Source organism: Neorhizobium sp. DAR64860/K0K1 (assembly GCF_050500205.1).
Lineage (GTDB): Bacteria > Pseudomonadota > Alphaproteobacteria > Rhizobiales > Rhizobiaceae > Neorhizobium > Neorhizobium soli.
This window is the reverse complement of the sequence record NZ_CP191458.1, coordinates 739,222-763,217: the sequence shown is the minus strand read 5'-3', so window position 1 is coordinate 763,217 and position 23,996 is coordinate 739,222. Positions and strand designations below refer to the sequence as shown.

The following is a 23,996-nucleotide window of genomic DNA, read 5'->3' as shown; positions in this document are numbered from 1 at the left end:
AGTGGTCTTGGACCTATCGTTCCTTCACCGCCTCCATGGCAACCGAGGTTGAGGTGCTTGCCACAAATGGCAGACTGGAGATTTTTTCGCCAAGCACTTCGCGATAGCGGCGGATGTTGGGTGTGCGAATCTTCAGGAGGTAATCGAAACGTCCGGCTATCATGTGGCACTCCTCGACCTCGGGAATTCGCCATACTGCTGCGTTAAACGCGTTGAGTGCCGTTTCGCGCGTATCGGACAGTTTCACCTCTGCGAAAGCCACATGGTCGAGGCCGAGTTTCTTCGGGTTGAGAACGGCGCGAAAGCCGAGAATGAAGCCATCCTGCATCAGCCTTTTCAGGCGCGCATTCACCGGAGTCTTGGACAAGCCGACTTTGTCGGCAAGATCCGTCACCGAGACCCGGCCATCGCCGACAAGGACATCCATGATCTTCCGGTCGAAGTGGTCTATATCCCCAGGCATATCGCTCTTCCTCTCCATTTTCTCTGTACTCCTCCCGAAACGTGGTGAATTTCTCCAAATTCTACCCATTTTCAGAGAAGCTATATAGAGCAGATTCGATTATTTTTCTCGCATCGCGGGATCGTCGCTGATCCGCTAGATTGGCTTGATATTCGGGAGGCGGAACAATGGCATCTGCGATGGAACACAACACATTCTTGCCTGGCTCTTTGGAGACCATGCCCTTTGAAGATTTCGCCCCGCCGATCCGGCCGCAGTCCGATTTGCGCAAGGCCATCACAGCGGCCTATCGCAGACCTGAAATCGACAGTGTGCTGCCGCTTCTCGAGCAGGCAACACTGCCCGCCGACCTCGCTGACAAAGTCCGTTCGACAGCTCGCGATCTGATTGTCGCGCTGCGCCGCAAGGCCAAGGGGTCGGGCGTCGAAGCGCTGGTGCAGGAATACTCGCTTTCCAGCCAGGAAGGCATTGCCCTGATGTGCCTGGCTGAGGCGCTGCTGCGCATTCCGGATATGGCGACGCGTGATGCGCTGATCCGCGACAAGATTTCCGGCGGAAATTGGAAGTCGCATGTGGGCGAGGGCCGTTCGCTCTTCGTCAACGCGGCGACCTGGGGACTTGTCGTGACCGGCAAACTGACCTCGACCGTCAGCGATCGCAGCCTTTCAGCGGCCTTGACGCGTCTGATCGCCCGCTGTGGCGAACCGGTCATCCGCCGCGGCGTCGATATGGCGATGAGGATGATGGGCGAGCAGTTCGTCACCGGTGAGACGATCGAGGAAGCACTGCGCCGCTCGCGGACCATGGAGCAGAAGGGCTTTCGCTATTCCTACGACATGCTTGGCGAGGCAGCGACGACAGGGGAAGACGCGGAGCGCTATTACAAGGACTACGAGAAGGCGATCCATGCGATCGGCAAGGCCTCTGCCGGACGCGGGATCTACAACGGCCCTGGCATTTCCATCAAGCTCTCGGCACTTCATCCGCGCTATACCCGCGCCCAGGCTAGCCGCGTCATGGAAGAACTTCTGCCGCGCGTGAAGGCGCTGGCCGCCATTGCCAAGTCCTACAATATTGGTCTGAACATCGATGCGGAGGAGGCCGATCGCCTCGAACTGTCGCTCGATCTTCTGGAGGACCTCTGCTTCGACCCTGCTCTTTCCGGCTGGGACGGCATCGGCTTCGTGGTGCAGGCCTATGGCAAGCGATGCCCGTTCGTGCTTGATTTCATCATCGACCTCGCACGCCGTTCCAACCGCCGCATCATGCTGCGTCTGGTCAAGGGCGCCTATTGGGATGCGGAAATCAAGAAGGCGCAGATCGAAGGCCTCGAAGACTTCCCGGTCTTTACCCGCAAGGTGCACACGGATGTCTCCTACATCGCCTGCGCCCGGAAACTGCTCGACGCACGCGACGCCGTCTTTCCGCAATTTGCATCACACAACGCCCAGACGCTTGCCACGATCTATCAGCTGGCCGGACCTGATTTCAAGGTTGGCGATTACGAGTTCCAGTGCCTGCACGGCATGGGCGAGCCGCTCTATGAAGAGGTCGTCGGTCAGGCAAAGCTCAACCGGCCGGCCCGCATCTATGCGCCTGTTGGAACCCACGAAACGCTTCTCGCCTATCTCGTCCGCCGTCTCCTGGAAAACGGCGCCAATTCATCCTTCGTGAACCGGATCGGCGATGACCAGGTGTCCGTCGACGAGCTGATTGCCGATCCGACCGCCGTCGTTCGCGGCATGTCCGTTTCCGGCGGAAAACACGATCAGATCGCTCTGCCGGCCGACCTGTTCGGCAAGGACCGACAGAACTCCATGGGGTTCGATCTCGCCAACGAAACGACGCTTGCCTCCCTCGCGTCCGTGTTTCAGGAAGGCGCCCAGGCTCCCTTCACAGCCGCTCCAGAACTTGGCGATGGAACTTCATCAGGTGAAACGCGGCCCGTGCTCAATCCGGCTGACCATTCGGATGTGGTCGGCTCAGTCACGGAAGCAAGCCTGACGGATGCGCAAAAGGCAGCGTCTCTCGCACAGGAAGCCTTTGCCGAGTGGCAATCCGTTGCGCCGCAGGAACGCGCCGCCTGCCTCGAAAGGGCTGCCGATGTCATGCAGGAAAGCATGCCGTCCCTTCTCGGCCTGATCATGCGCGAGGCTGGAAAATCCCTGCCGAACGCGATTGCCGAAGTGCGCGAAGCGATCGATTTCCTGCGCTATTATGCGGAACAGGCCAAGCGCACGCTGGGGCCGGGGCATAAGGCGCTCGGGCCGGTGGTTTGCATCAGCCCGTGGAACTTCCCGCTGGCAATCTTTACCGGCCAGATCGCGGCCGCTCTCGTCGCCGGCAACAGCGTGCTGGCAAAGCCCGCTGAGGAAACGCCGTTGATCGCAGCGGCAGGCGTGAAACTTCTCTATCAGGCCGGCGTACCACGCGGCGCGCTTCAGCTTTTGCCGGGTGATGGAAAGATCGGCGCAGCGCTGGTGGCTGCCCCCGAAACCCAGGGCGTGATGTTTACCGGTTCAACAGACGTCGCTCGCCTGATCCAGGCCGAGCTTGCCGGCCGGCTGTCGAACGCCGGAAAGCCGATCCCGCTGATTGCCGAAACGGGCGGCCAGAACGCAATGATCGTCGATTCCTCGGCTCTGGCCGAACAGGTGGTCGGCGATGTCATCGCGTCCGCCTTCGACAGCGCCGGTCAGCGTTGCTCGGCCCTGCGTGTCCTGTGCCTGCAGGAAGACATAGCGGACCGCGTGCTGACCATGCTCCGCGGCGCCCTTGCCGAACTGACCGTCGGGCGCACCGACCAGCTGAAGATCGATATCGGGCCGGTCATCACAGCCGAAGCGAAGGATGTTATCGAGGGCCACATCGATGCGATGCGCGCCAAGGGCCGGCGCATTGAGCAGGTCGCCATCCCCGCTGCAACGGCTGCCGGAACCTTCGTCGCGCCGACGATCATCGAACTGAACAACCTCTCGGACCTCGAGAGGGAAGTGTTCGGACCTGTCCTTCACGTCATCCGCTATCGTCGTGAGGATCTCGACAGGCTGATCGACGATATCAACGCCACCGGCTACGGTCTCACATTCGGCCTCCACACGCGTCTCGACGAAACGATTGCGCATGTGACGAGCCGTGTCCGGGCCGGCAATATCTACGTCAACCGCAACGTCATCGGCGCTGTCGTCGGCGTGCAGCCGTTTGGCGGGCGCGGCCTCTCGGGCACGGGCCCCAAGGCCGGCGGCCCGCTTTATCTCGGCCGCCTGCTGCAGCAGCCGCCGGTGCCGCCGCGCCACAGTTCGGTTCATGTCGATCCGGCGATCTCGTTGCTGGCCGAATGGCTGCGCGCCAAGGGCAAAACCGAGGACTCCGAAGCGATCCGCGAACTGGGTGGCGAATCCGCTCTCGGCATGTCGCAGGAACTTCCCGGCCCCGTCGGCGAGCGCAACACCTATAGTCTGCATCCGCGCGGGCGCATCCTGCTCGTGCCGCAGACAGAGGCGGGTCTCGTTTCCCAGCTGGGTGCCGCGCTCGCAACAGGCAACAGCGTCACCATCGACACGGACTCCGGCCTTCAGGGTAAGTTCTCCGATCTACCGGCCGAAATCGCTGCCCGGATCATCTGGTCTTCCGATTGGGCAAACCACGGACCCTATGCCGGTGCCTTGCTGGAAGGCGACGGCAATAGCCTGATCTCCGTCTCGCGTCGTATTGCCAGCCTTCCCGGTCCGCTGGTGCTGACGCAGGCGGCTTCCTCAGCTGACATCGCCGGCATGGATGATCCCTATTGCCTGAACTGGCTGCTTGAAGAAATGTCGGTCTCCGTGAATACGGCGGCCGCTGGCGGCAATGCGAGCCTGATGGCGATAGGGTGAGGACAGCATGGACGATCTTCAGACGGCGCGCGTCATCATAGGCAGCTACACGGAATCGATGCCGCATGTGGAGGGCAAGGGAAAAGGCGTCAGCCTGCTTTCTCTTGATTTCCAGACGGGCCGGTTCGAAGAGGTCGCGGCGTTCGAAGCGATCCGCAACCCCACCTATCTGGCGCTCGGGCAGGATGGAAACGTCCTCTATGCCGTCGAGGAACTCGACGACGAGGCGCAGGCGGGCGTGGTTGTCCTGCAGATCGACGGGGACGGCGGTCTAAACTTGGCGAAGCGCATCTCGGCGAGAGGTTCAGCGCCGTGTCATGTTTCGCTCGACAGTTCAGGGAAACGGCTGTTCGTTGCCAATTACGGCAGCGGAAGTGCGGTCGCTTACGGTCTTGATCATCAGGGTCTTCCCGATGACGACGACGTCATGGTGATCCAGCGGACAGGATCCGGCCCCGTCACCGACAGGCAGGAAGGCCCGCATGTGCACCAGGTTTTGGTCATGCCTGGCGATCGGCATGTTCTCGTTTGCGATCTCGGGACCGACGAGATCGCCAGATATGCATTCGGCGATCAGGGAATAGGCTCAGAGCCGGATGTCGTGCTGCACGTGCCCGGCGGTTCACTGCCGCGCCATATCGTCTGCTCGCGGGATGGTCGTAGGCTCTACGTCGCGCATGAGGCCGCCTGCACCGTCGGTGCCTATGCCATCGAGGGAGACAATTTCACGCTCCTGTCAGAAACCAGCACAGTGCCGGCCGATTTTGCCGGCACGTCGTCCTGCGCGGCGATCAAAATTCATCCGAATGGCAGGTTTCTTTATGTCTCCAACCGCGGCCATGACACGATCGTCGCCTGTGAAATTCTGGCCGATGGCGGGTTGAGAACCCTCGGCTGGTATCCCACCATTGGTAGAACCCCGCGGGATTTCGCCATCGATCCCACCGGTCGCTATCTCATCGTCGCCAACCAGGACAGCCACTCGCTGGTGTTCTTTGAGATCAATGGGGAACACGGAACGCTGACGACCATCGGCGAGCCGTTCGAGATCGGCAGTCCCGTCTGCGTCCTGTTCGCCTGACGTCTAGACCGGCTGCAAACGACCGAAATAGGCGACGAGGGCGAGCACTCCGAGGCTAAGCCCGATTTCCGTGACCGTCGCGCAGACGAGGCTTCGATACATCAGCGGGCTGCGGTCGAGCAGCCGTACGAAGACGTAACGGTTGACGATCGCCAGCGCGACCATGGTTGCAACGATCAGGATCTTGGCCGAAAGCAGCAGCTGATAGGGCAAGGACCAGTCAAGCGGCAGGCCGCCGACGATGAGCCAGGTGCTGAACAGCCCTGTCACGATCACAAGCGCCACGGCAACATGACCTGCCCGGGAAAAGCCGATCAAAGCGGTCGTGGCATCGTGTCGCGTCGACTGGTCCCTGAGCGCGGGGAGAAGCAGAGCGACCGGTAACAGCGCCCCGAACCAGAACCCGCCCGAGAGAAGGTGCAGCAGATCGTTTGCCCGGTGCAGCAGGCGCAGTGATCCATCGTGGATGGCTGCGTGTCCGGAAATCGGAAGGCTGGCGAGAGCGACCAAAGCTGCCAGCGCCGTCGGTAGGATTTTCGAGCGCGAGGAGGGCGTAAGGGCCGCAAACAACAGGCCTGCAGCAATCGCCTGCACTATCCAGACGGTGCCGATACTGGTCTGGGTTATGACCGTCCACAGCATGCCGAGATCCGCCGCATCCTGCCAGCCGTCGCCGAGAAGGGCGGCGTTGAGCGGCAGAGATGCAACCGTCGCACCCGCTATCACAAGCACCGACAGGCCACGGATCGGTGTGAGCTTCGCCCACACCGATTGCCGTAGACCGTCCGGCACAAAACCGGCGATATAGGTTGCGGCGCCCCAGAGGAACAGGGCGCCTGCGTAGAAGCCGAAACGGCAGACTACAATGAGGGTCTCAGCCGTTGTCACGGCTTCACGGTGAACGTGTACGTGCCGTTGGTCTTGTGGCCATCGACCGAAAGCACATTCCATCTGACCGTATATGTGCCGGGCTTGAGCGGCCCGGTGACCGGCGCAGTCATCGTCTTGTCAGCGTCTTTCAGCACGCCCTTGCCGATCTCGATCTCCTTGCCGTCTGGGCCGAGAAGGTGAAGCTTGCTGAACGGCAGGTTCAGGGCTTCGGAAAATGTCAGGTCCAGTTCTTCCGGCGATGCAACGGATGCCTTGTCGGTTGGGGTCGTCGATTTGACGCTGGCATGGGCAGCAGCCTGGCCAGCGGCGGCAACAAAAGCCGCGAGTGCAAGCGAAGCGATGAGTGTGTTACGCATGTGTTTTCCTTTAAGCGAAGGCGCGTTTGAGCGGCGGAACGAAGCGGACGACGATCTGGTCGAAGGCGATCATCGCGACGATCGCAATCCCGCACATCGGAAACGCGATGGCAAAAACCAGCGTGATCAGCCACAGACCGAAATAGACGGAACGGCTCGGCGGCATCGGCGGGACGCCAAGGCGGCCGGATGGACGGCGTTTCCACCACATGACGACAGCGGTGACGCAGGTAAAGACGATCGCAAGGCAGGTGGCGAGCATCAGCATCTGGTTAAACCGACCCCATTCCTGGCCCATATGAACATTGACACCCCACGCGACAGCCTTTCCAGGCGCCGGATAGAGCGGATAACCCATGTCGACCAGCGGTGTTCCGGAATACTGATCAATATGGATCGTCCTTTCCTTCGAAAGGTCGTCAGGAAAGATGGAAGCGGTATAGACGCCCGTTTCCGTGCGGGGGATCGCCGTATCGAAACCCGGGGCTATGCCCAGATCCTTCGCGATCGCGACGGCCTTTCCGAGGCCTATCGGTTCGCCGGTCAGCGTACCCGACATCGGCACCGGCGCCTTTTCGACGCTCCAGCCGCTATTGGGCGCGACATCGCCCGTCACCTTCTTCGACACCGGCACGTTGTCCCAAAGCTCTGCCGGATAGCCGAGGCCCTTGTCGGTGAGCCAGGCCTGGACATTGCTGCCCCAGGTGTTCGACCAGAACATGCCTGTGGCGGCGAGAAAGAAGATCAGCAACCCTGCGAAAGCGCCGGTGACCGCGTGCACGTCACGCCAGAACACCCGCCGCGAAGGATTTCCGCGTACCGTCACCACACCGCCGGTCTGCCGCCGCGGCCACCAGAGATAGATCCCGGTCGCGACCAGAACCATGGCAAAGCCGCCGGCGATCTCTGTCAGGATGTTGGGAAAGGTACCGAAATAGGCGAGGCTGTGGATGCTTCTGACCACCTGATTGAATTCGTCCGCGGACGCGACCGTATCCAGCACGTCGCCATCGTAGGGATTGACGAAGACGAGCGTGGAGCCGGCTTTGGACGACACGGTGACTATGGCGCTCCGTGTTGCCGAAGCAGGGTCCTTGTAAGAGCGCGCCACCGAACCCGGGACGGCGGATGCGGCGACTTCGACGATCCGGTCCGGCGAAAGCGGCGAACCGGCGGCTTCCACCTGGTAGCGATATGCAAAAAACGTATCGTTGATTTCGTCCTTGAACAGGTAGAGCCCACCGGTGATGGCTAGGTTGAGCATGAAGGGAATGGCGAGAAGACCCGCAAAGAAATGCCAGCGCCATAGGGCGCGGTAAAGCGAAACGCTCGAGGCGTCGCTTTCCGCGGGTGAGGCGGAAGTTAAGATGGTCATTCGGTATTATCCTGATGGCAGGCGAGACTGTGCCGATCTGCAACATTGAACAAGCCGCGGGCAAAAGCCGCAGCGGAGGCTCAAATGATCATCAGGCGAAGGGGGGTGCTCGGGGACCGGTATTCGGCGGATATAACTGGCGGGTGATCTCGCCCACCGGGAACGGATACTTGGCCAGTTCTTGGGCGAGGAATACCCGTTCTGCGTGGATCGGCGCGGGTGGGACCATCGCCACGGCGCTGATACGGCAGGCTTCGCAGTCGGTCTTGGCGCCTTTGCTATGGTGGTGTTGTCCGTCCCGGTCAGGCCGATCGCTGTTTGACGTGACGCAGAGCGTCGGCAGCGTGCCGTCCGGCAGCACGTACTCGGCATAGTCAGCCGGATCGAAACCGGTGGCTGCAAGGGCAGGCGGCTGATGCGAGAGGCCGAGAACAACAAGCGCGATGGCGCATAGAATGCGCACCGCCCATTGTTCCGATTTACCGACCAGCCTTCCCATCGCGTCCTCGTGCACGGGGTTCGATCTTTCGATAGCACACCCCGGCGCAAGTACAATGCGGCATACTGTACGCGTGATGGCGAAAGGGATCAGGTCAGATCGCCACCTGCTCTCCCAGTTCCACGACACGGTTGGGTGGAAGCTTGAAATAGGCGGATGGGTCGATCGCGAAATCGGCCAGTGCCATGTAGATCTGCTCCTGCCAGGCCGGCAACCCGGTATTGGGTGTGCTGACCAGGTTGCGCCGTCCCAGATAGAACGAGGTCTGCATGATCTCGAACTTGAAGCCCGCCTTACGACAGAGCGTCAGTGCTCTGGTGACATTTGGCTCGTCCATGTAGCCGAAGGTGATGTCGAGGCGGATAAAACGCTTGGAGATGCGTTTCATTTCCACCCGTTCGCGATCGGGAACGTAGGGTTTGTCCTGCGTCCAGATCGTCAGGATGACGTTTTGCTCGTGCAGGACATGATTGTGCTTGATGTTGTGCAGCAGGACTGCCGGCGTCCGGTTGGGAACGCTGGTGAGGAAGATTGCAGTGCCGGGAACCACGACCGGCGAATGATCGGATTCCTTTTCGATCATCGGAATGAAGACTTCCAGCGGGATGTCGTTCCTGGCGGTCTTGTCCTTGATGTATTTCGAACCCTTCGTCCACGTCCACATTAGGATCATGATGAAGAAGGCGAGCGCCACGGGCACCCAGCCGCCGTCGTGGATTTTGAGAAGGTTTGCGGCAAGGAACACCGCTTCGATCAAGAGCAGCGGCAGCAGAAGTGCGCCGGCGATAAGGGCCGAGTATCCGCGCACCGCCCGCAAGAACTGGAACGACATCAGCGTTGTCACGACCATCGCGCCGGTGACCGAGATACCGTAGGCGGTTGCCAGCGATTCTGAATCGCCGAATGAGAAGATCAGCACCAGGACGCCGATGAACAGAATCATGTTCACGGCCGGAACATAGATCTGCCCGGTATTGGTTTCCGAGGTGAACTTTATCATCAGCCGCGGCAGGAAGCCGAGATGCACGGCCTGCCGGGCAAGCGAAAACGCGCCCGTAATGACAGCCTGGCTGGCGATGACGGTTGCCATCGTTGCCAGAATGACCATCGGCAGCAACGCCCAGTCCGGATAGAGCAGATAGAACGGGTTCTCGATGGCGGCCGGGTTGCTCAGGACCAACGCGCCCTGCCCAAGGTAATTCAATGCCAGCGCGGGAAATACGAGGATGAACCAGGCGACACTGATTGGCTTGCGACCGAAATGGCCGAGATCGGCGTAAAGGGCTTCCGCGCCCGTCACGGTCAGAAATACCGCGCCGAGCACGATGAGACCCGCCCAGCCGGCATGGGTGATAAACCAGAGCGCATTGATAGGGTTGAGGGCTTCGAGGATGGTCCAATCGTCGCCGATATGGATCATGCCACCCCATGCCATCGCCAGAAACCAGACGACCGTGATCGGGCCGAAGAATTTGGCAACTGCTTCGGTGCCCTTGGACTGGATCGCAAACAGGCCGACCATGATCGCGGCTGAGAGCGGCAAGACATAGTCGGAGAAGGCGGGCGTCACGAGCTTCATACCTTCAAGCGCCGACATGACCGACAGTGCGGGTGTGATCATTGCATCGCCGATGAACAGAGCCGAACCGATCAGGCCTGCAAAGAACAGGACAGGCATGTAGCCGCCTGTCTTCTTCATCAACAGGGCAAGCAGCGACAGCGTGCCGCCTTCGCCGTCATTATCGGCGCGAAGCAGGAACAGGACGTATTTGAACGTGACGATGATCGTCAGTGTCCAAACCATCAGAGAGATCAGTCCGATGACATGTTCGGGCTGGACGCCATTCTCTGAAAATGGTCGTAGAGCCTCCCGGAACGCGTAGAGCGGACTGGTGCCAATATCACCGTAGACGACGCCGATCGAGCCCAAGAGCAGGACAAGAAATTTCCGGTGGCCTGCGGCTTTGTCGGCCGAACCGGCGGTCGAGGATGTCATGCGGACTCCAGTCTGAGGGTTTTCCAACCGAACGAGCTCGAACGGTTTACTGCCGGAATAGACGCGTAAACACGTGTTGAACGAATTCGATCCACGCATTCCTATTTCATCTGAAGTCGCAGGTCGATATCCTTCAGCAGGCCGTCATTCGCGTGGTCACAGAAAAGCAGGGCGGAGTGATCCGCCCTGCTGGTAGAGGTCCGAAAGGTGTCTCGGAACCGGTTGTTCTTGTCGTCTATTCTTCGCGCTGGCCGGTGAAATTGAGCAGCAGCTGGAAGATGTTGACGAAGTTCAGGTAGAGTGACAGCGCGCCCATCACGGCCATTTTCTGCTGGCTTTCCTGATCGTAGTTTTCTGCATACTGCTGCTTGATGTTCTGGGTATCCCAAGCAGTCAGGCCGACGAATACGACGATACCGATCACCGATACGGCAAACTGCAGGGCGCTGGAGCCGAGGAAGATGTTGACGATCGAAGCGATCATCACACCGATCAGACCCATGATCATGAACGAGCCGAACTTGGCGAGGTCACGCTTGGTGACGTAGCCGTAAAGGCTGGTCGCGCCGAACATGGTTGCGGCGATAAAGAAGGTGCGTGCGATGCTTGCGCCGGTAAATACAAGGAACACCGAAGCAAGGGACAGACCCATGACGGCGCAGAACGCCCAGAAGGTCATCTGCGCGGAGGCGGCCGACATGGACTGGATCTTGAACGAGAAGAAGAACACGAAGGCGAGCGGCGCAAGCATCACCACCCACTTCAGCGGGCTGGAGAAGATCGGCACGTAAAGCGCCGGCGTGGTGCCGACGATGAAGGCGACGATACCGGTGATGACGAGGCCAAGCCCCATGTAATTGTAGATGCGCAGCATGTGCTGGCGAAGGCCTTCATCGAAGACTGCGCCGGATTGTGCTGTCGTGGCGCCCCAGCGCCGGTCGTTTTCATACATTCGGAATCTCCTGTTGATCAGTAAAGGGAATTCTTGAGAAGCTCGGCCTCGTCTGCGAGACCGATATCGGTCGTGCTCGACACCACGGCGTAAGCCACGTCGCCGATCTGCCACCAGGCCGCTTCGGCCTTCGGCATATTCATGTCCTTGATAGGCTCGACCGCGAAATGGCCAGGTCGCACGGCATAGAGAGATACCCTGATGCCATCAGCGGTGCGCATACTTGCCTCGACGCTCGGGCCGTAATCCGAGGGAAAGATCTGCACGTCGGTCACCTGCCAGCCCTTTGGCAATTCGGGCATGACGATTGCCGTTGCGGCGCGGATGTCCTCCCGGTCGTAGGTCCTTGCTTCCGGCTGGGATGGCATCTTTTCGCGAACGAGCGACGTCTCGTGCGCCCGCACCGCGTTTTCGATCAGTGCCGGCGGCTGGACCGAAGCATTGACTTCGCTCGGACCGAACGGACCGATCGAGGAATTGGCAAACCATCCTGCCGAAACAAGCATGGCAATCGCCGCGACGCGCCTGAGAGCGGTGAAGGTGCGCCGGCTTTCAAGACTCGCGGAAAGTCGTCTCGCCGCCTCGCGGGTCTCCGTCCTGCCATGCACGGCGTCATCGGTGAGAGCGAGCTTCAGCGTCGTCCGCATTCCGAGATCGGCCATGACGCGTGCGGCGTCTTCCGGGTGGCTGGACAGGTAGTTCTCGACACGCAGGCGTCCCGCCGCGTCGAGCTGGTTGTCCACGTAGGCGTCGAGGTCATTCAGGACGACCGTTCCGGTCTCATTCATCTTTGCCTCCTACGATTTTCAGGTGGCCGCCACGCCCTTTGTCATCTTCCATGCTGCGCAGCCGAGCCCGCGCCCTCGATATCCGCGACATCAGCGTGCCGACTGGAATACCCAACGTGTCGGCGGCTTCCTGATAGGACAGGTCTTCCACCGCAACGAGGTGCAACGCTTCGCGCTGATCCTCCGGCAAGGTCATGAAAGCCTCGCGAACCTGCTGCAGGCGAACCGAATGTTCCTGCGCTGCCGGATAGGACGGCTCGGTTGCGGTCGAGCCATCATCGGCAAACAGGTCGTCGCGGCGACGACGGGCAAGGGCGCTGCGGCGACCGTCCAGATGCGTGTTGTGGACGATCGAGAGCAGCCAGTTCCGCAGATTTCCACCCGAGTGGAAGGTTGAACGCTTCTCATACGCCTTGACCAACGCGTCATGCACCAGGTCTTCGGCGTCGACAGAGTTGCGCGCAAGCGAGCGTGCGTAGCGTCTCAACGCGGCAAGCTGTGCGATCACGTCGAATGAGCGTTTGTTCGGGTCCATACCTGCTTATACGAACGCCGGCCGGATTTTATTCCATTAGTCAGAAATTATTTTCGTGATTTTTTGCCCTTCAAAGTCGCAGGGCAAACCCTCGTTTTGAAGGCCAAGGTAGGTATGCGTCCGGTGCATGTCTGCCCTGACAATTCCTGCCTAGAAAATGAGCGGGTTTAGCGTATCTTCCATCTTGTCGAAACGATTTACCTCCTCCCAAATCGTCAGACACGCAGAACCCTCCCTCCTCCTCCCAGAGGTTTCTGCAGCAGAGCACCGGCACTCCTCCTCCCAGCCGTTGCTCTCGTCTTTTGAAGAGCCTGCCGCACCTCCTCCCGCGGCGGGCTCTTTTCGTTTTCACCCTATGGCAACGTCCTTAAGCGATCTCCTTCGTAAAGGCTGTTGCCTGCGCGCGGCTTTTGTCTCAAAGTGAAAGAAAACGAAAGCACGGGGACGAGATGCATCTGACGGACAGGCAGGCAAGGATCGTCGAGGTGGCGAGGATGACCGGGCGGGTCCTGGTGGAGGATCTGGCCACTCAGTTCTCCGTCACGCCGCAGACGATCCGCAAGGACTTGAATGATCTCTGTGAGGCGGACGTCCTCAACCGCATCCATGGTGGAGCCACGTTTCCGCGCAGCATCGAGAACATGCGCTATGAAGCGCGCCGCCAGATCGCTGCCGTCGAGAAGCAGGCGATCGGCGAGGCTGCGGCAGCCCTCATTCCGGACGGAGCGTCCCTGTTCATCAATATCGGGACCACGACGGAGGCCGTCGGTGAAGCGCTGGCCGCCCACAAGGACCTTATGGTCATTACAAATAATATCAACGTTGCCAACAGGTTGAGAGTAGTCGACGATATCGAGGTCGTCATTGCCGGCGGTGTCGTTCGCCAGTCTGATGGCGGCATCGTCGGCGAGGCGGCCGTCGACTTTATCCGGCAGTTCAAGGTTGACTATGCGGTCATCGGTGCGTCGGCCATCGACCACGACGGCGCTCTGCTCGACTACGATTTTCGCGAAGTGAAAGTGGCGCAGGCGATCATTGCCAACGCCCGGCATGTGATCCTCGTGGCCGACTCGACAAAATTCGAACGAACGGCGCCGGTTCGTATCGCCCAGATCTCCCAGGTTCATACGTTCATCACCGACGCCTGCCAGTCCGAACTGATCCGTGATCTTTGCCATCAGACGAATGTTGCGCTGATCGAAACAGCCACCGCGGATGCTGCAACGCACGCGTCGTCTTTCGTTTGACATTCGAGATATTTTCACTCTAATGGGGTTAGCTTTCGATTTGCCGCTGCCGGCATGTCGAGCCGGGCTCTGTGAGGGGACAGGGCTTAGCGAGGGGATAATGAGTCAGGCAATTCACGACGTCTTTGTGATCGGTGGAGGGATCAACGGTTGCGGTATCGCGCGCGATGCTGTGGGTCGCGGCTATTCGGTCGCCTTGGCAGAAATGAACGATTTTGCCTCAGGCACGTCGTCAGGCGCCACCAAGCTTATCCATGGCGGGCTGCGCTATCTCGAACACTATGAATTTCGGCTGGTGCGCGAGTCTCTCATGGAGCGCGAAGTGCTCTGGGCAATGGCACCGCATATCATCTGGCCGATGCGCTTCGTTCTCCCCTATCACAAGGGTGGCGTCCGACCCGCCTGGCTGATCCGGCTGGGGTTGTTTCTCTACGATCACCTGGGTGGCCGCAAGCTCCTGCCGCCGACGGCAACGCTTGATATGCGCAAGGATCCGGCCGGAAAGCCTTTGAAATCGCTGTTTACGAAGGCCTTCGAATACTCCGATGGCTGGGTGGACGACGCGCGGATGGTGGTGCTGAACGCCCGTGACGCTGCCGACAAGGGTGCCCTGATCCTTCCGCGCACGAAAGTCGTTTCGGCGCGGCGCGAAGAGGGCATTTGGACGATTGTTACCCGAAGCACGGTCACCGGCTCCAGTCAGACCCACAAGTCTCGTATGCTGGTCAATGCCGCCGGCCCGTGGGTGGACCAGGTGATCCGCTCCGCCTTCGGCGAAAACGAAGCGCACCATGTCCGGCTGGTTCAGGGCAGCCATATCGTCGTCAAGAAGAAGTTCGACGACCCTCGCGCCTATTTCTTCCAGAACCCGGACAACCGGATCATTTTTGCTATCCCTTACGAAGAGGATTTCACGCTGATCGGCACGACCGATCGCGACTTCAAGGAGGATCCGAAGGACGTTCGAATCTCCGACGAGGAAACCAACTATCTCTGCAAGGCGGCGAGCGAGTATTTCAAGGAGCCGGTGCGCAAGGAAGATATCGTCTGGACCTATTCGGCCGTGCGGCCGCTGTTCGACGACGGCGCCTCGAAAGCGCAGGAGGCAACCCGCGACTATGTACTGAAGCTGGATACGGTCGGCCTCGGGGAGGGCGGAGCGCCGCTTCTCAATGTGTTCGGTGGCAAGCTCACCACTTATCGACGGCTTTCGGAACATGCGGTCGAAAAGATCGGCGAAGCCATCGGCGTCAAAGGCAAGCCCTGGACCGCTGACAGCCACCTCCCGGGTGGCGATTTCCCTGCCCGCGGCTACGAAAGCGAAGTCGCTGGGCTGAAGGCGCGATATCCCTTCCTGACCGATCGCCATGCGCGTAGGCTGGTCCGGCGTTACGGTACGAGGGCCGCGACTTTGCTCGGCAACGCTGCTCGAGCAGAGGATCTTGGGCATAATTTCGGCGGCGAACTCTATGAGGTGGAGGTTCGCTATCTTGCCGATCAGGAATGGGCGTTAAGCGCCGAGGACGTCCTTTGGAGGAGAACAAAGGACGGGCTACGGCTCGACGCTGACGAGAAGAGGGTTTTGGAGGAGTACATGGCCGCAATACCGGAAAGGATCGCCGGATAAGCGGCATGTGTTCCCGCTGTGAGGAGGCAGGGGAACAAGCATGTTGGAATTGCGAAAAGCTGCGAAAATGGTGGCGGGCGAATATCATATTCACCCGAGCGACCTTACGCTCGAGCGTGGCAGCCTGAATGTGCTGCTCGGTCCGACGCTTTCGGGCAAGACGTCGCTGATGCGGCTGATGGCTGGTCTGGACCGGCCGACGGAGGGTGCTGTCTATTTCGATGGAATAGACGTGACCGGCATGCCGGTGCAAAAACGCAATATCGCGATGGTGTACCAGCAGTTCATCAACTATCCGCTCCTGACCGTCTATGAAAACATTGCCTCGCCGATGCGCATTTCCGGCAAGGACAAGGCGACCGTCGACCGCGAGGTGCGCAAGGCCGCAGATCTCTTGCGGTTGACGCCCTATCTCGACCGTACGCCGCTGCATCTGTCCGGCGGCCAGCAGCAGCGCACCGCGCTCGCCCGTGCATTGGTCAAGAATGCCAGCCTCGTGCTGATGGACGAGCCCCTTGCCAACCTCGATTACAAGCTGCGTGAAGAACTGCGCGAAGAGCTTCCCAAGATCTTTGCCCAGTCCGGCGCAATCTTTGTCTATGCGACGACCGAACCTTCGGAAGCGCTGATGCTGGGCGGTAATACGGCAACCCTTTCCGAGGGCCGCATCACCCAGTTCGGGCCGACGATCGACATTTATAGAAGGCCGGCGGATCTGACGACCGCGAAGACCTTTGCCGATCCGCCGCTGAATTTCATCGAGGTGGTCAAGTCGGGTGGCGGGCTCCGCCACCGCGAAGGCGACGTTCTCCCCTTGCCTGCGCATCTCGGAACCATACCGGATGGTCCCCTGACGGTTGCGTTTCATCCACATCATCTAAGCTTTACGCAGCAGACCGAGAATTCGGCCCGCCTTGCCGCCCGCACGCAGATCTCGGAAATCACCGGTTCGGAAAGCTTCGTGCATCTTGAATATGACGGCGTGAAATGGGTGATGCTGGCGCCCGGCATTCACAACATTGATCCAGATACCGGCATCGAAGTCTTTCTCGATACCCGACATCTGATGGCGTTCGGCAGCGATGGCCGGGCAATCGCTGCGGCTGCGGCTTAGGGGGAAACATCATGGCACGCATCACCCTCGACCATATCCGCCACGCCTACGGCGCCAACCCCGTCGCCGACAGCGACTATGCGCTTCGCGAAGTTCATCACGAATGGAACGACGGTGGCGCCTACGCGCTGCTTGGCCCCTCCGGCTGCGGAAAGACCACGTTGCTCAACATCATCTCCGGTCTGCTGCAGCCGTCGCACGGACGCATCCTGTTTGATGGAAACGACGTGACGGAAGTCTCGACACAGGGTCGCAACATCGCGCAGGTGTTCCAGTTCCCGGTTATCTACGACACGATGACGGTCTACGACAATCTGGCCTTCCCGCTGCGAAACCGCAAAGTACCCGAGGCCGAAGTCGACAAGCGCGTTCGCGACATGCTGGGGATCATCGATCTTGCCGATTGGGCCGACCGCAAGGCGCGGGGCCTGACCGCTGACCAGAAGCAGAAGATATCACTCGGCCGCGGCCTCGTGCGCAACGACGTCAACGCCATCCTGTTCGATGAACCGCTGACCGTGATCGATCCCCATATGAAATGGGTGCTGCGCTCGCAGTTGAAGCGGATCCACAAGCAGTTCGGCTTTACCATGGTCTATGTCACCCACGACCAGACCGAAGCCCTGACCTTCGCAGACAAGGTCGTCGTGATGTACGAGGGCGAGATTGTGCAGATCGGCACCCCTGCGGAATTGTTCGAGAAGCCCAGCCATACATTCGTCGGCTATTTCATCGGCTCGCCCGGCATGAACGTCCTGCCGGCGCAGCTGAATGAGCGGTCTGTCGTGGTCGGCAGTCAGCGGATGGACCTCAATGTGCCGCCGAAGACGAGGCTGGGCGACCGGATCGAACTCGGCATCCGTCCGGAGTTCATCCATCTCGGTCGAGAAGGCATGCCGGTGAAGATCAGCCGGATCGAGGATATCGGCCGACGGCGCATCGTCCGCGCCGAATTCGAGGGAAAGCCGCTTGCGATCGTCGCCGACGAGAATACGGAAATTCCGGCGGAAGCCCGCGTGAGCTTTGATCCTGCAGGTATCAATATCTACGCCAATTCCTGGCGCGTCGGCGGGGAGGCGTGAACGGCATGGAAAAGACCTATAACAACAAGGCCTGGTTCTTCGTTCTTCCGGTGCTGCTGCTGGTCCTGTTTTCAGCGGCGATACCGTTGATGACCGTTGTGAACTACTCGGTGCAGGACACGTTCGGCAACAACGAATTCTTCTGGGCAGGCACTGGCTGGTTTACCGAAATCCTGAATTCGGATCGGTTCTGGGCGGCGTTGCAGCGCAACCTGCTGTTCTCTGTCATCATTCTTGCGCTGGAAATTCCGCTCGGCATCTTCATCGCGCTGAACATGCCGAAAAAGGGTCTAGGCGTCCCGGTCTGCCTCGTTTTGATGGCGCTGCCGCTGCTGATCCCGTGGAACGTGGTCGGCACCATCTGGCAGGTGTTTGGTCGCGTCGATATCGGCCTTCTCGGCCGCACGCTCGCAATCCTCGGCATCGACTACAACTATGTCCGCGATCCGATCGATGCCTGGGTCACCGTCATCGTGATGGATGTCTGGCACTGGACGAGCCTTGTCGTGCTCCTCTGCTATGCCGGTCTCGTGTCGATCCCGGATGCCTACTATCAGGCTGCGAAAATCGATGGCGCGTCGCGCTGGTCGGTGTTCCGCTTTATCCAGTTGCCGAAGATGAAGCGGGTGCTGCTGATTGCCGTGCTCCTGCGCTTCATGGATAGTTTCATGATTTATACCGAACCCTTCGTCGTCACCGGCGGCGGGCCCGGCAACTCGACAACCTTCCTGTCGATCGATCTCGTCAAGATGGCGGTCGGGCAGTTCGACCTCGGGCCGGCCGCGGCGATGTCGATCATCTACTTCCTCATCATCCTGCTGATGTCGTGGATCTTCTACACGGTCATGACCAGCAGCGACAAAGACGCGTGAGGAGGACGGTTACAATGGCTCAAGTCAACACATTCAAGCCGGCGCGCAGCTACTCCTGGCTCGTCTCGACGATCTACATCATCTTCCTGCTGCTGCCGATCTACTGGCTGGTCAATATGAGCTTCAAGGAGAATGCCGAGATCACCGGCACCTTCTCGCTCTTCCCGCATAACCCGACGCTGCGGAATTACACAGTGATCTTCACCGATCCGTCCTGGTACAACGGCTATATCAACTCGATTATCTATGTGGGTCTGAACACGCTGATCTCGGTGGCGGCGGCACTTCCCGCGGCCTACGCCTTCTCGCGCTACCGGTTTCTCGGCGACAAGCACCTGTTCTTCTGGCTGCTGACCAACCGGATGGCGCCACCGGCGGTCTTTGCGCTGCCATTCTTCCAGCTCTATTCCGCCTTCGGACTGATCGACACGCATATCGCCGTGGCACTCGCCCACTGCCTGTTCAACGTTCCTCTGGCCGTCTGGATACTCGAGGGTTTCATGTCCGGCGTGCCGAAGGAAATCGACGAAACCGCCTATATCGACGGCTATTCCTTCCCGCGCTTCTTCGTGAAGATTTTCATGCCGCTGATCGCGTCCGGCATCGGCGTCGCAGCCTTCTTCTGCTTCATGTTCTCGTGGGTCGAGCTTTTGCTTGCCCGCACGCTGACGACCACTGCCGCCAAGCCGATCTCGGCCATCATGACCCGCACCGTTTCGGCGTCCGGCATGGACTGGGGCGTTCTGGCAGCCGCCGGCGTGCTGACGATCGTGCCGGGCGCGCTCGTGATCTACTTTGTCCGCAACTACATCGCCAAGGGCTTTGCCCTGGGTCGGGTCTAGAAGGAGAACGCAGATGAGCTTTTCATGGATGGCCTGGACGCTGCCGACGACGCTTTTCTTCGTGACCATCTTCGCCTTGATTGCAGCGATGGGCATCTGGGAGTATTTTTCTCCGGGGGGAGCGCCACGGGTTGGGATCCTGCGCTTCGAGACAACGCGGGGGGACCGGCTCTTCATTTCGCTGCTTGGTGCAGCATTCATCAATCTCGCATGGTTGGGGCTGATCGGCACCAATCTGTGGTGGGCTCTTGCCCTCGCTGTGGTCTACGCCGTCGGCGTTCTCCGCTTCGTCTGAAGGCAAGTTTGATACGGCGCGCGGGAGGACTGGCGCCGAAACGAAATCGCAATCGCAACTCTGGGAGGACATTATGCGACGGCATCTTTTGACAACGACAGCAGGCATATTGCTGGCATTGGCAGGCACGGCTCACGCCGGCATGAACGAGGCGAAGCAGTTCCTTGACAAGGAAATCAAGGACCTTTCTTCCCTCTCGCGCGCCGAGCAGGAAAAGGAGCTGCAATGGTTCGTCGATGCGGCGAAGCCCTTCTCCGGTCTCGACATCAAGGTCGTTTCCGAAACGCTGACTACGCATGAATACGAATCGAAAGTGCTGGCGCCAGCCTTCACGGCGATCACCGGCATCAAGATCACCCACGACCTGATCGGCGAAGGCGATGTCGTCGAGAAGCTGCAGACGCAGATGCAGTCGGGCGAGAACATCTATGACGCCTATGTCAACGATAGCGACCTGATCGGCACGCATTGGCGTTACCAGCAGGCCCGTTCCCTGACGGACTTCATGGCGAAGGAAGGTAAGGACGTTACCAATCCCGGCCTCGATCTCGACGACTTCATCGGCCTGAAGTTCACCACCGCGCCCGACAAGAAGCTCTACCAGCTTCCGGACCAGCAGTTTGCCAACCTTTACTGGTTCAGGTACGACTGGTTCAACGACGCCAAGAACAAGGCTGATTTCAAGGCCAAGTACGGCTATGACCTCGGTGTTCCCGTCAATTGGTCGGCTTACGAAGACATCGCGGAATTCTTCACCGGCCGTGATGTCGGCGGCAAGAAGGTCTTCGGCCACATGGACTACGGCAAGAAGGACCCGTCGCTCGGCTGGCGCTTCACCGATGCGTGGCTTTCGATGGCTGGCAACGGCGACAAGGGTCTTCCGAACGGTCTGCCGGTCGATGAATGGGGTATCAAGGTCAACGAAAAGTCACAGCCGGTCGGCTCCTGCGTCGCGCGCGGCGGTGACACCAATGGTCCTGCCTCCGTCTATTCGATCCAGAAATATCTCGACTGGATGAAAGCCTATGCACCGCCAGCTGCCCAGGGCATGAACTTCTCGGAATCCGGTCCTGTCCCCGCGGGCGGCGAAATCGCTCAGCAGATGTTCATGTACACGGCCTTCACCGCCGACATGGTGAAGCCAGGCCTGCCTGTCATGAACGAGGACGGCACGCCGAAATGGCGTTTCGCGCCAAGCCCCCACGGCGTCTACTGGAAAGACGGCATGAAGCTCGGCTATCAGGACGTCGGTTCCTGGACGCTGATGAAGTCCACGCCCGATGACCGCGCAAAGGCGGCCTGGCTCTACGCCCAGTTCGTCACGTCCAAGACCGTCGACCTGAAGAAGAGCCATGTGGGCCTGACGCTGATCCGCGAAAGCTCGATCCGCCATCAGAGCTTTACCGATCGCGCACCGAAACTCGGCGGCCTGATCGAGTTCTACCGCTCGCCGGCACGTGTTCAGTGGTCGCCGACCGGCACCAACGTTCCTGATTATCCGAAGCTCGCACAGCTTTGGTGGCAGGCGATCGGCGATGCCGCATCGGGTGCAAAGACGCCACAGTTGGCGATGGACTCGCTTTGCGCCGAGCAGGAGAAGGTGCTCCAGCGTCTGGAACGCGCTGGCGTCCAGAAGGACATGGGCCCCAAGCTCGCCGAAGAGCATGACCTGGCCTACTGGAACAAGGATGCGGTCGCCAAGGGCAATCTGGCTCCGCAGCTGAAGATCGAGAACGAAAAGGAAAAGCCGATCACCGTCAACTACGACGACCTGGTGAAGAGCTGGGCTGACGCAAAGAAGTGATCTGACCGATCAAGGCTCCCGAAGGGGAAGCGGCGGCAAGAGACGACCGCGCCGAACATCATCGGCGCGGCCGTTTCGCGTTCGTCACTGTTGCGGACACACGGCAGAGCCTCCCAACCTGCCTTGATCCGGTCCTATGCCTTGTTCAGCTTGGCATCGACACTGATCGGTCCGGCTCCGGACGTGACGAAATACAGGAACACGAAGCAGAGCACGGCAGCAGCCATTCCGCCGTTTTCGGGCGGGAAAATGCTTTTGGGAAAGTGGCTGATGAAGTAAGCCGCGGCCATTAGTCCGGACAGGAGGAATGCCGCCATCCGTGTCTGGAAACCGACCAGGAAGAGGAAGCCGCAGACAAGCTCAAAGAGACCCGCGATCCAGGGCAACGAGCCCGTGGGCGGCATGAAGGTACCAGCGTGGAAATGAAAGATTTTCGCCATGCCGAAGGAGAAGATGACGAGGCCGACGGCAATACGCAGGATGCTGAGAAGAACAGGCTGGTAAGCCTGGATTTTGTTGACCATTGGGAAGCTCCGTTAAATGTCGATGCTCTTCTGACATCGACCAAACGAAGGTCAACTGCACGTCTTCGTGAAACAGTTATGGAATGCGCGAGACCTCTAGAGCGCCGAAGCGTCTTCTCAAATGGTGACCGCGTTGACGATCATCAAAACGGGGACACAGCCCAAGGCAATTGCCCCAATCCAGGCCATCAGGATCTTTATGAAATACCGCTGCTGCATAAAGATCTCGTTGTATTCGTGAAGCATTAAGCACCCCTACGCCGTTGAAGGGAATGAACCACCTCTTCAGAAGCGAGTCGAGTGCAGCCTTGCAACAGACTGAATCAGACGTATACGCGGACCACGTCCTCCAACGATAAAGTCAATTCACTGCAGGTTGAGAGGCAGTTGAATCCCCTTGGGAACATGCGGCTTGCGAAGATTGGCAATTTCGATCCGTCCATAGATCTCCTTGCGTTCCTTGTCGTGACGTTCCCTGAGCGCCTTCGACTGGGCCACGAGGGCAAGAGCACGGGCGACGACCTCTTCAGTTCTCTGCATGGCGTTCTCCTCAATGTTCTTCCTTTGTTCTCATTTTCGCTGAAGGTTGTCAACAGTATTTTCTTCCCGTGCCTAGGCTGGCGGTTTCGGCGCATCTGCCGTGCATGTCTGCAGGTGTCAATTTCTGAACGAACTGATATGCCTCATCTCAGTCGGGCCTGATGGTTCGGACCCACAACATGGTTTTTCGGAAGGGAAACGGAATGCAGATCGGAATGATAGGCCTCGGCCGTATGGGCGCCAATATGGTGCGACGGCTCCTGCGTGATGGACATGAATGTGTGGTATTCGATGTCAGCCAGGCCAATGTCGAGGCTCTCGAGCAGGAAGGCGCGATCGGTGCTACCTCGCTCGAAGATCTGGTCGGCAAGCTTACAAAGCCGGCCACCGTCTGGCTGATGCTGCCTGCAGCGATCACCGACCAGACGATCGAGAAACTCTCCGTCGTCATGGCGGCCGGCGACGTTTTGATCGACGGCGGAAACTCCAACTACCAGGACGATATCGATCGCGCCGGGCGTCTTTCGGGCATCGGCCTCGACTATATCGATGTCGGCACGAGCGGTGGCGTCTGGGGTCTGGAACGCGGCTATTGCCTGATGATCGGCGGACCGGATGAAGCGGTGAAGCGCCTCGATCCGATCTTCCTGTCGCTGTCCCCGGGAGCCGGCAAGGAAGCACAGCGGACCTCGGAACTTGGCTATATCCATTGCGGCCCAGCAGGATCAGGTCACTTCGTGAAGATGGTCCACAACGGCATCGAATACGGCATGATGGCGGCCTATGCCGAAGGCCTCAACCTGATGAAGTCTGCCAATATTGGCAAGGTGGCACGTAGCGCCGATGCGGAAACCAGCCCGCTCGCCAATCCGCACTACTATCACTACGATCTGGACGTGGCTGAAATCACCGAAGTCTGGCGTCACGGCAGCGTCGTTTCGTCGTGGCTGCTCGATCTTCTCGCCGGCTCTCTGCACAACGATCCGACGCTTGACGCCTTCAGTGGTCGAGTTTCGGATTCCGGCGAGGGACGGTGGATGATGAAGGCCGGTATCGATACCGGCGTGCCGCTTCCGGTCCTGTCGTCCGCTCTCTTCCAGCGCTTTTCGTCGCAGGGTCATGAGCAGTATTCGAACCAGGTTCTGTCGGCGCTTCGGGCAGCCTTCGGCGGCCACTCTGAAAAGAAATAGGCTGGGTCATATCCCATACGAAATCCGGCACCCCTGGGGTGCCGGACT

General features: G+C 59.6%; 22 protein-coding genes. 11 read left to right on the top strand and 11 right to left on the bottom strand.

Features of this window, described 5'->3' with window-relative positions; genetic code table 11:
- Positions 1-13: 13 nt before the first annotated feature.
- Positions 14-481 carry an Lrp/AsnC family transcriptional regulator gene (locus tag ACQY1J_RS03415; protein ID WP_430249379.1) on the bottom strand — a complete coding sequence of 156 codons (468 nt, stop codon included), beginning with the start codon at positions 479-481 and terminating at the stop codon, positions 14-16.
- 200 nt (positions 482-681) lie between these two features.
- On the opposite strand from ACQY1J_RS03415, the gene putA reads away from it, so the two are divergent.
- The gene (gene putA, locus ACQY1J_RS03410) at positions 682-4,338 is read left to right on the top strand and encodes a trifunctional transcriptional regulator/proline dehydrogenase/L-glutamate gamma-semialdehyde dehydrogenase (RefSeq protein ID WP_430249377.1); all 3,657 of its coding nucleotides are present in this window, start codon (positions 682-684) and stop codon (positions 4,336-4,338) included.
- Between the two features lie 7 nt (positions 4,339-4,345).
- Positions 4,346-5,419: a lactonase family protein gene (locus tag ACQY1J_RS03405; RefSeq protein WP_430249376.1), complete on the top strand. Its 1,074-nt coding sequence runs from the start codon at positions 4,346-4,348 to the stop codon at positions 5,417-5,419.
- Positions 5,420-5,422: 3 nt separating this feature from the next.
- Here the strand turns inward: ACQY1J_RS03405 and copD are convergent, their stop codons facing one another.
- The 8 genes from copD to ACQY1J_RS03365 all read right to left on the bottom strand — a co-directional run bounded on the left by copD (position 5,423) and on the right by ACQY1J_RS03365 (position 12,811).
- A complete protein-coding gene (gene copD / locus ACQY1J_RS03400) occupies positions 5,423-6,307 on the bottom strand; it encodes a copper homeostasis membrane protein CopD (RefSeq protein ID WP_430249375.1) in 885 nt (294 codons plus the stop codon).
- A complete protein-coding gene (gene copC, locus ACQY1J_RS03395; RefSeq protein ID WP_430249374.1) occupies positions 6,304-6,666 on the bottom strand; it encodes a copper homeostasis periplasmic binding protein CopC in 363 nt (120 codons plus the stop codon). Before copC ends, copD begins: the two co-directional genes overlap by 4 nt.
- A 10-nt stretch (positions 6,667-6,676) precedes the next feature.
- Positions 6,677-8,041, bottom strand: a complete 1,365-nt coding sequence (locus tag ACQY1J_RS03390; protein ID WP_430249372.1) for a PepSY-associated TM helix domain-containing protein — start codon at positions 8,039-8,041, stop codon at positions 6,677-6,679.
- A gap of 91 nt (positions 8,042-8,132) precedes the next feature.
- Positions 8,133-8,540 (bottom strand): hypothetical protein, encoded by a 408-nt coding sequence (locus tag ACQY1J_RS03385; protein ID WP_430249371.1) that lies wholly within the window; start codon positions 8,538-8,540, stop codon positions 8,133-8,135.
- Between the two features lie 94 nt (positions 8,541-8,634).
- A complete protein-coding gene (locus ACQY1J_RS03380; protein WP_062458874.1) occupies positions 8,635-10,536 on the bottom strand; it encodes a potassium transporter Kup in 1,902 nt (633 codons plus the stop codon).
- 235 nt (positions 10,537-10,771) lie between these two features.
- A complete protein-coding gene (locus ACQY1J_RS03375) occupies positions 10,772-11,488 on the bottom strand; it encodes a Bax inhibitor-1/YccA family protein (RefSeq protein WP_062458877.1) in 717 nt (238 codons plus the stop codon).
- Positions 11,489-11,505: 17 nt separating this feature from the next.
- A complete protein-coding gene (locus ACQY1J_RS03370; RefSeq protein ID WP_062458880.1) occupies positions 11,506-12,276 on the bottom strand; it encodes an anti-sigma factor family protein in 771 nt (256 codons plus the stop codon).
- Positions 12,269-12,811, bottom strand: coding sequence for a sigma-70 family RNA polymerase sigma factor (locus ACQY1J_RS03365; protein WP_062458883.1), 543 nt, complete (start codon positions 12,809-12,811; stop codon positions 12,269-12,271). The genes ACQY1J_RS03370 and ACQY1J_RS03365 overlap by 8 nt, the downstream gene beginning before the upstream one ends.
- Positions 12,812-13,260: 449 nt before the next feature.
- Here ACQY1J_RS03365 and ACQY1J_RS03360 point away from each other — a divergent pair, with 449 nt between their 5' ends.
- The 8 genes from ACQY1J_RS03360 to ACQY1J_RS03325 all read left to right on the top strand — a co-directional run bounded on the left by ACQY1J_RS03360 (position 13,261) and on the right by ACQY1J_RS03325 (position 21,694).
- Positions 13,261-14,058 (top strand): DeoR/GlpR family DNA-binding transcription regulator, encoded by a 798-nt coding sequence (locus ACQY1J_RS03360; protein ID WP_062458885.1) that lies wholly within the window; start codon positions 13,261-13,263, stop codon positions 14,056-14,058.
- Between the two features lie 100 nt (positions 14,059-14,158).
- Positions 14,159-15,685, top strand: coding sequence for a glycerol-3-phosphate dehydrogenase (gene glpD, locus ACQY1J_RS03355; protein WP_062458888.1), 1,527 nt, complete (start codon positions 14,159-14,161; stop codon positions 15,683-15,685).
- Between the two features lie 40 nt (positions 15,686-15,725).
- Positions 15,726-16,799, top strand: coding sequence for an ABC transporter ATP-binding protein (locus ACQY1J_RS03350; protein ID WP_430249369.1), 1,074 nt, complete (start codon positions 15,726-15,728; stop codon positions 16,797-16,799).
- An 11-nt stretch (positions 16,800-16,810) separates the two neighbouring features.
- The gene (locus ACQY1J_RS03345) at positions 16,811-17,881 is read left to right on the top strand and encodes an ABC transporter ATP-binding protein (protein WP_430249368.1); all 1,071 of its coding nucleotides are present in this window, start codon (positions 16,811-16,813) and stop codon (positions 17,879-17,881) included.
- A gap of 5 nt (positions 17,882-17,886) precedes the next feature.
- On the top strand, positions 17,887-18,753 hold the full coding sequence (locus ACQY1J_RS03340; protein WP_062576486.1) for a carbohydrate ABC transporter permease: 867 nt from the start codon (positions 17,887-17,889) through the stop codon (positions 18,751-18,753).
- 14 nt (positions 18,754-18,767) lie between these two features.
- Positions 18,768-19,595 carry a carbohydrate ABC transporter permease gene (locus ACQY1J_RS03335; protein WP_062576484.1) on the top strand — a complete coding sequence of 276 codons (828 nt, stop codon included), beginning with the start codon at positions 18,768-18,770 and terminating at the stop codon, positions 19,593-19,595.
- A 13-nt stretch (positions 19,596-19,608) separates the two neighbouring features.
- The gene (locus ACQY1J_RS03330) at positions 19,609-19,890 is read left to right on the top strand and encodes a DUF2160 domain-containing protein (protein WP_430249367.1); all 282 of its coding nucleotides are present in this window, start codon (positions 19,609-19,611) and stop codon (positions 19,888-19,890) included.
- Positions 19,891-19,963: 73 nt separating this feature from the next.
- A complete protein-coding gene (locus tag ACQY1J_RS03325; RefSeq protein ID WP_430249366.1) occupies positions 19,964-21,694 on the top strand; it encodes an extracellular solute-binding protein in 1,731 nt (576 codons plus the stop codon).
- 134 nt (positions 21,695-21,828) lie between these two features.
- Here ACQY1J_RS03325 and ACQY1J_RS03320 read toward each other — a convergent pair whose 3' ends face one another.
- Positions 21,829-22,218 (bottom strand): DoxX family protein, encoded by a 390-nt coding sequence (locus tag ACQY1J_RS03320; protein ID WP_113165104.1) that lies wholly within the window; start codon positions 22,216-22,218, stop codon positions 21,829-21,831.
- A 366-nt stretch (positions 22,219-22,584) separates the two neighbouring features.
- Positions 22,585-22,758: a hypothetical protein gene (locus ACQY1J_RS03315; RefSeq protein WP_165699857.1), complete on the bottom strand. Its 174-nt coding sequence runs from the start codon at positions 22,756-22,758 to the stop codon at positions 22,585-22,587.
- Positions 22,759-22,961: 203 nt separating this feature from the next.
- Between ACQY1J_RS03315 and gnd the strand changes: the two genes are divergently transcribed.
- On the top strand, positions 22,962-23,948 hold the full coding sequence (gene gnd, locus ACQY1J_RS03310) for a phosphogluconate dehydrogenase (NAD(+)-dependent, decarboxylating) (protein WP_430249364.1): 987 nt from the start codon (positions 22,962-22,964) through the stop codon (positions 23,946-23,948).
- Positions 23,949-23,996 lie beyond the last annotated feature (48 nt).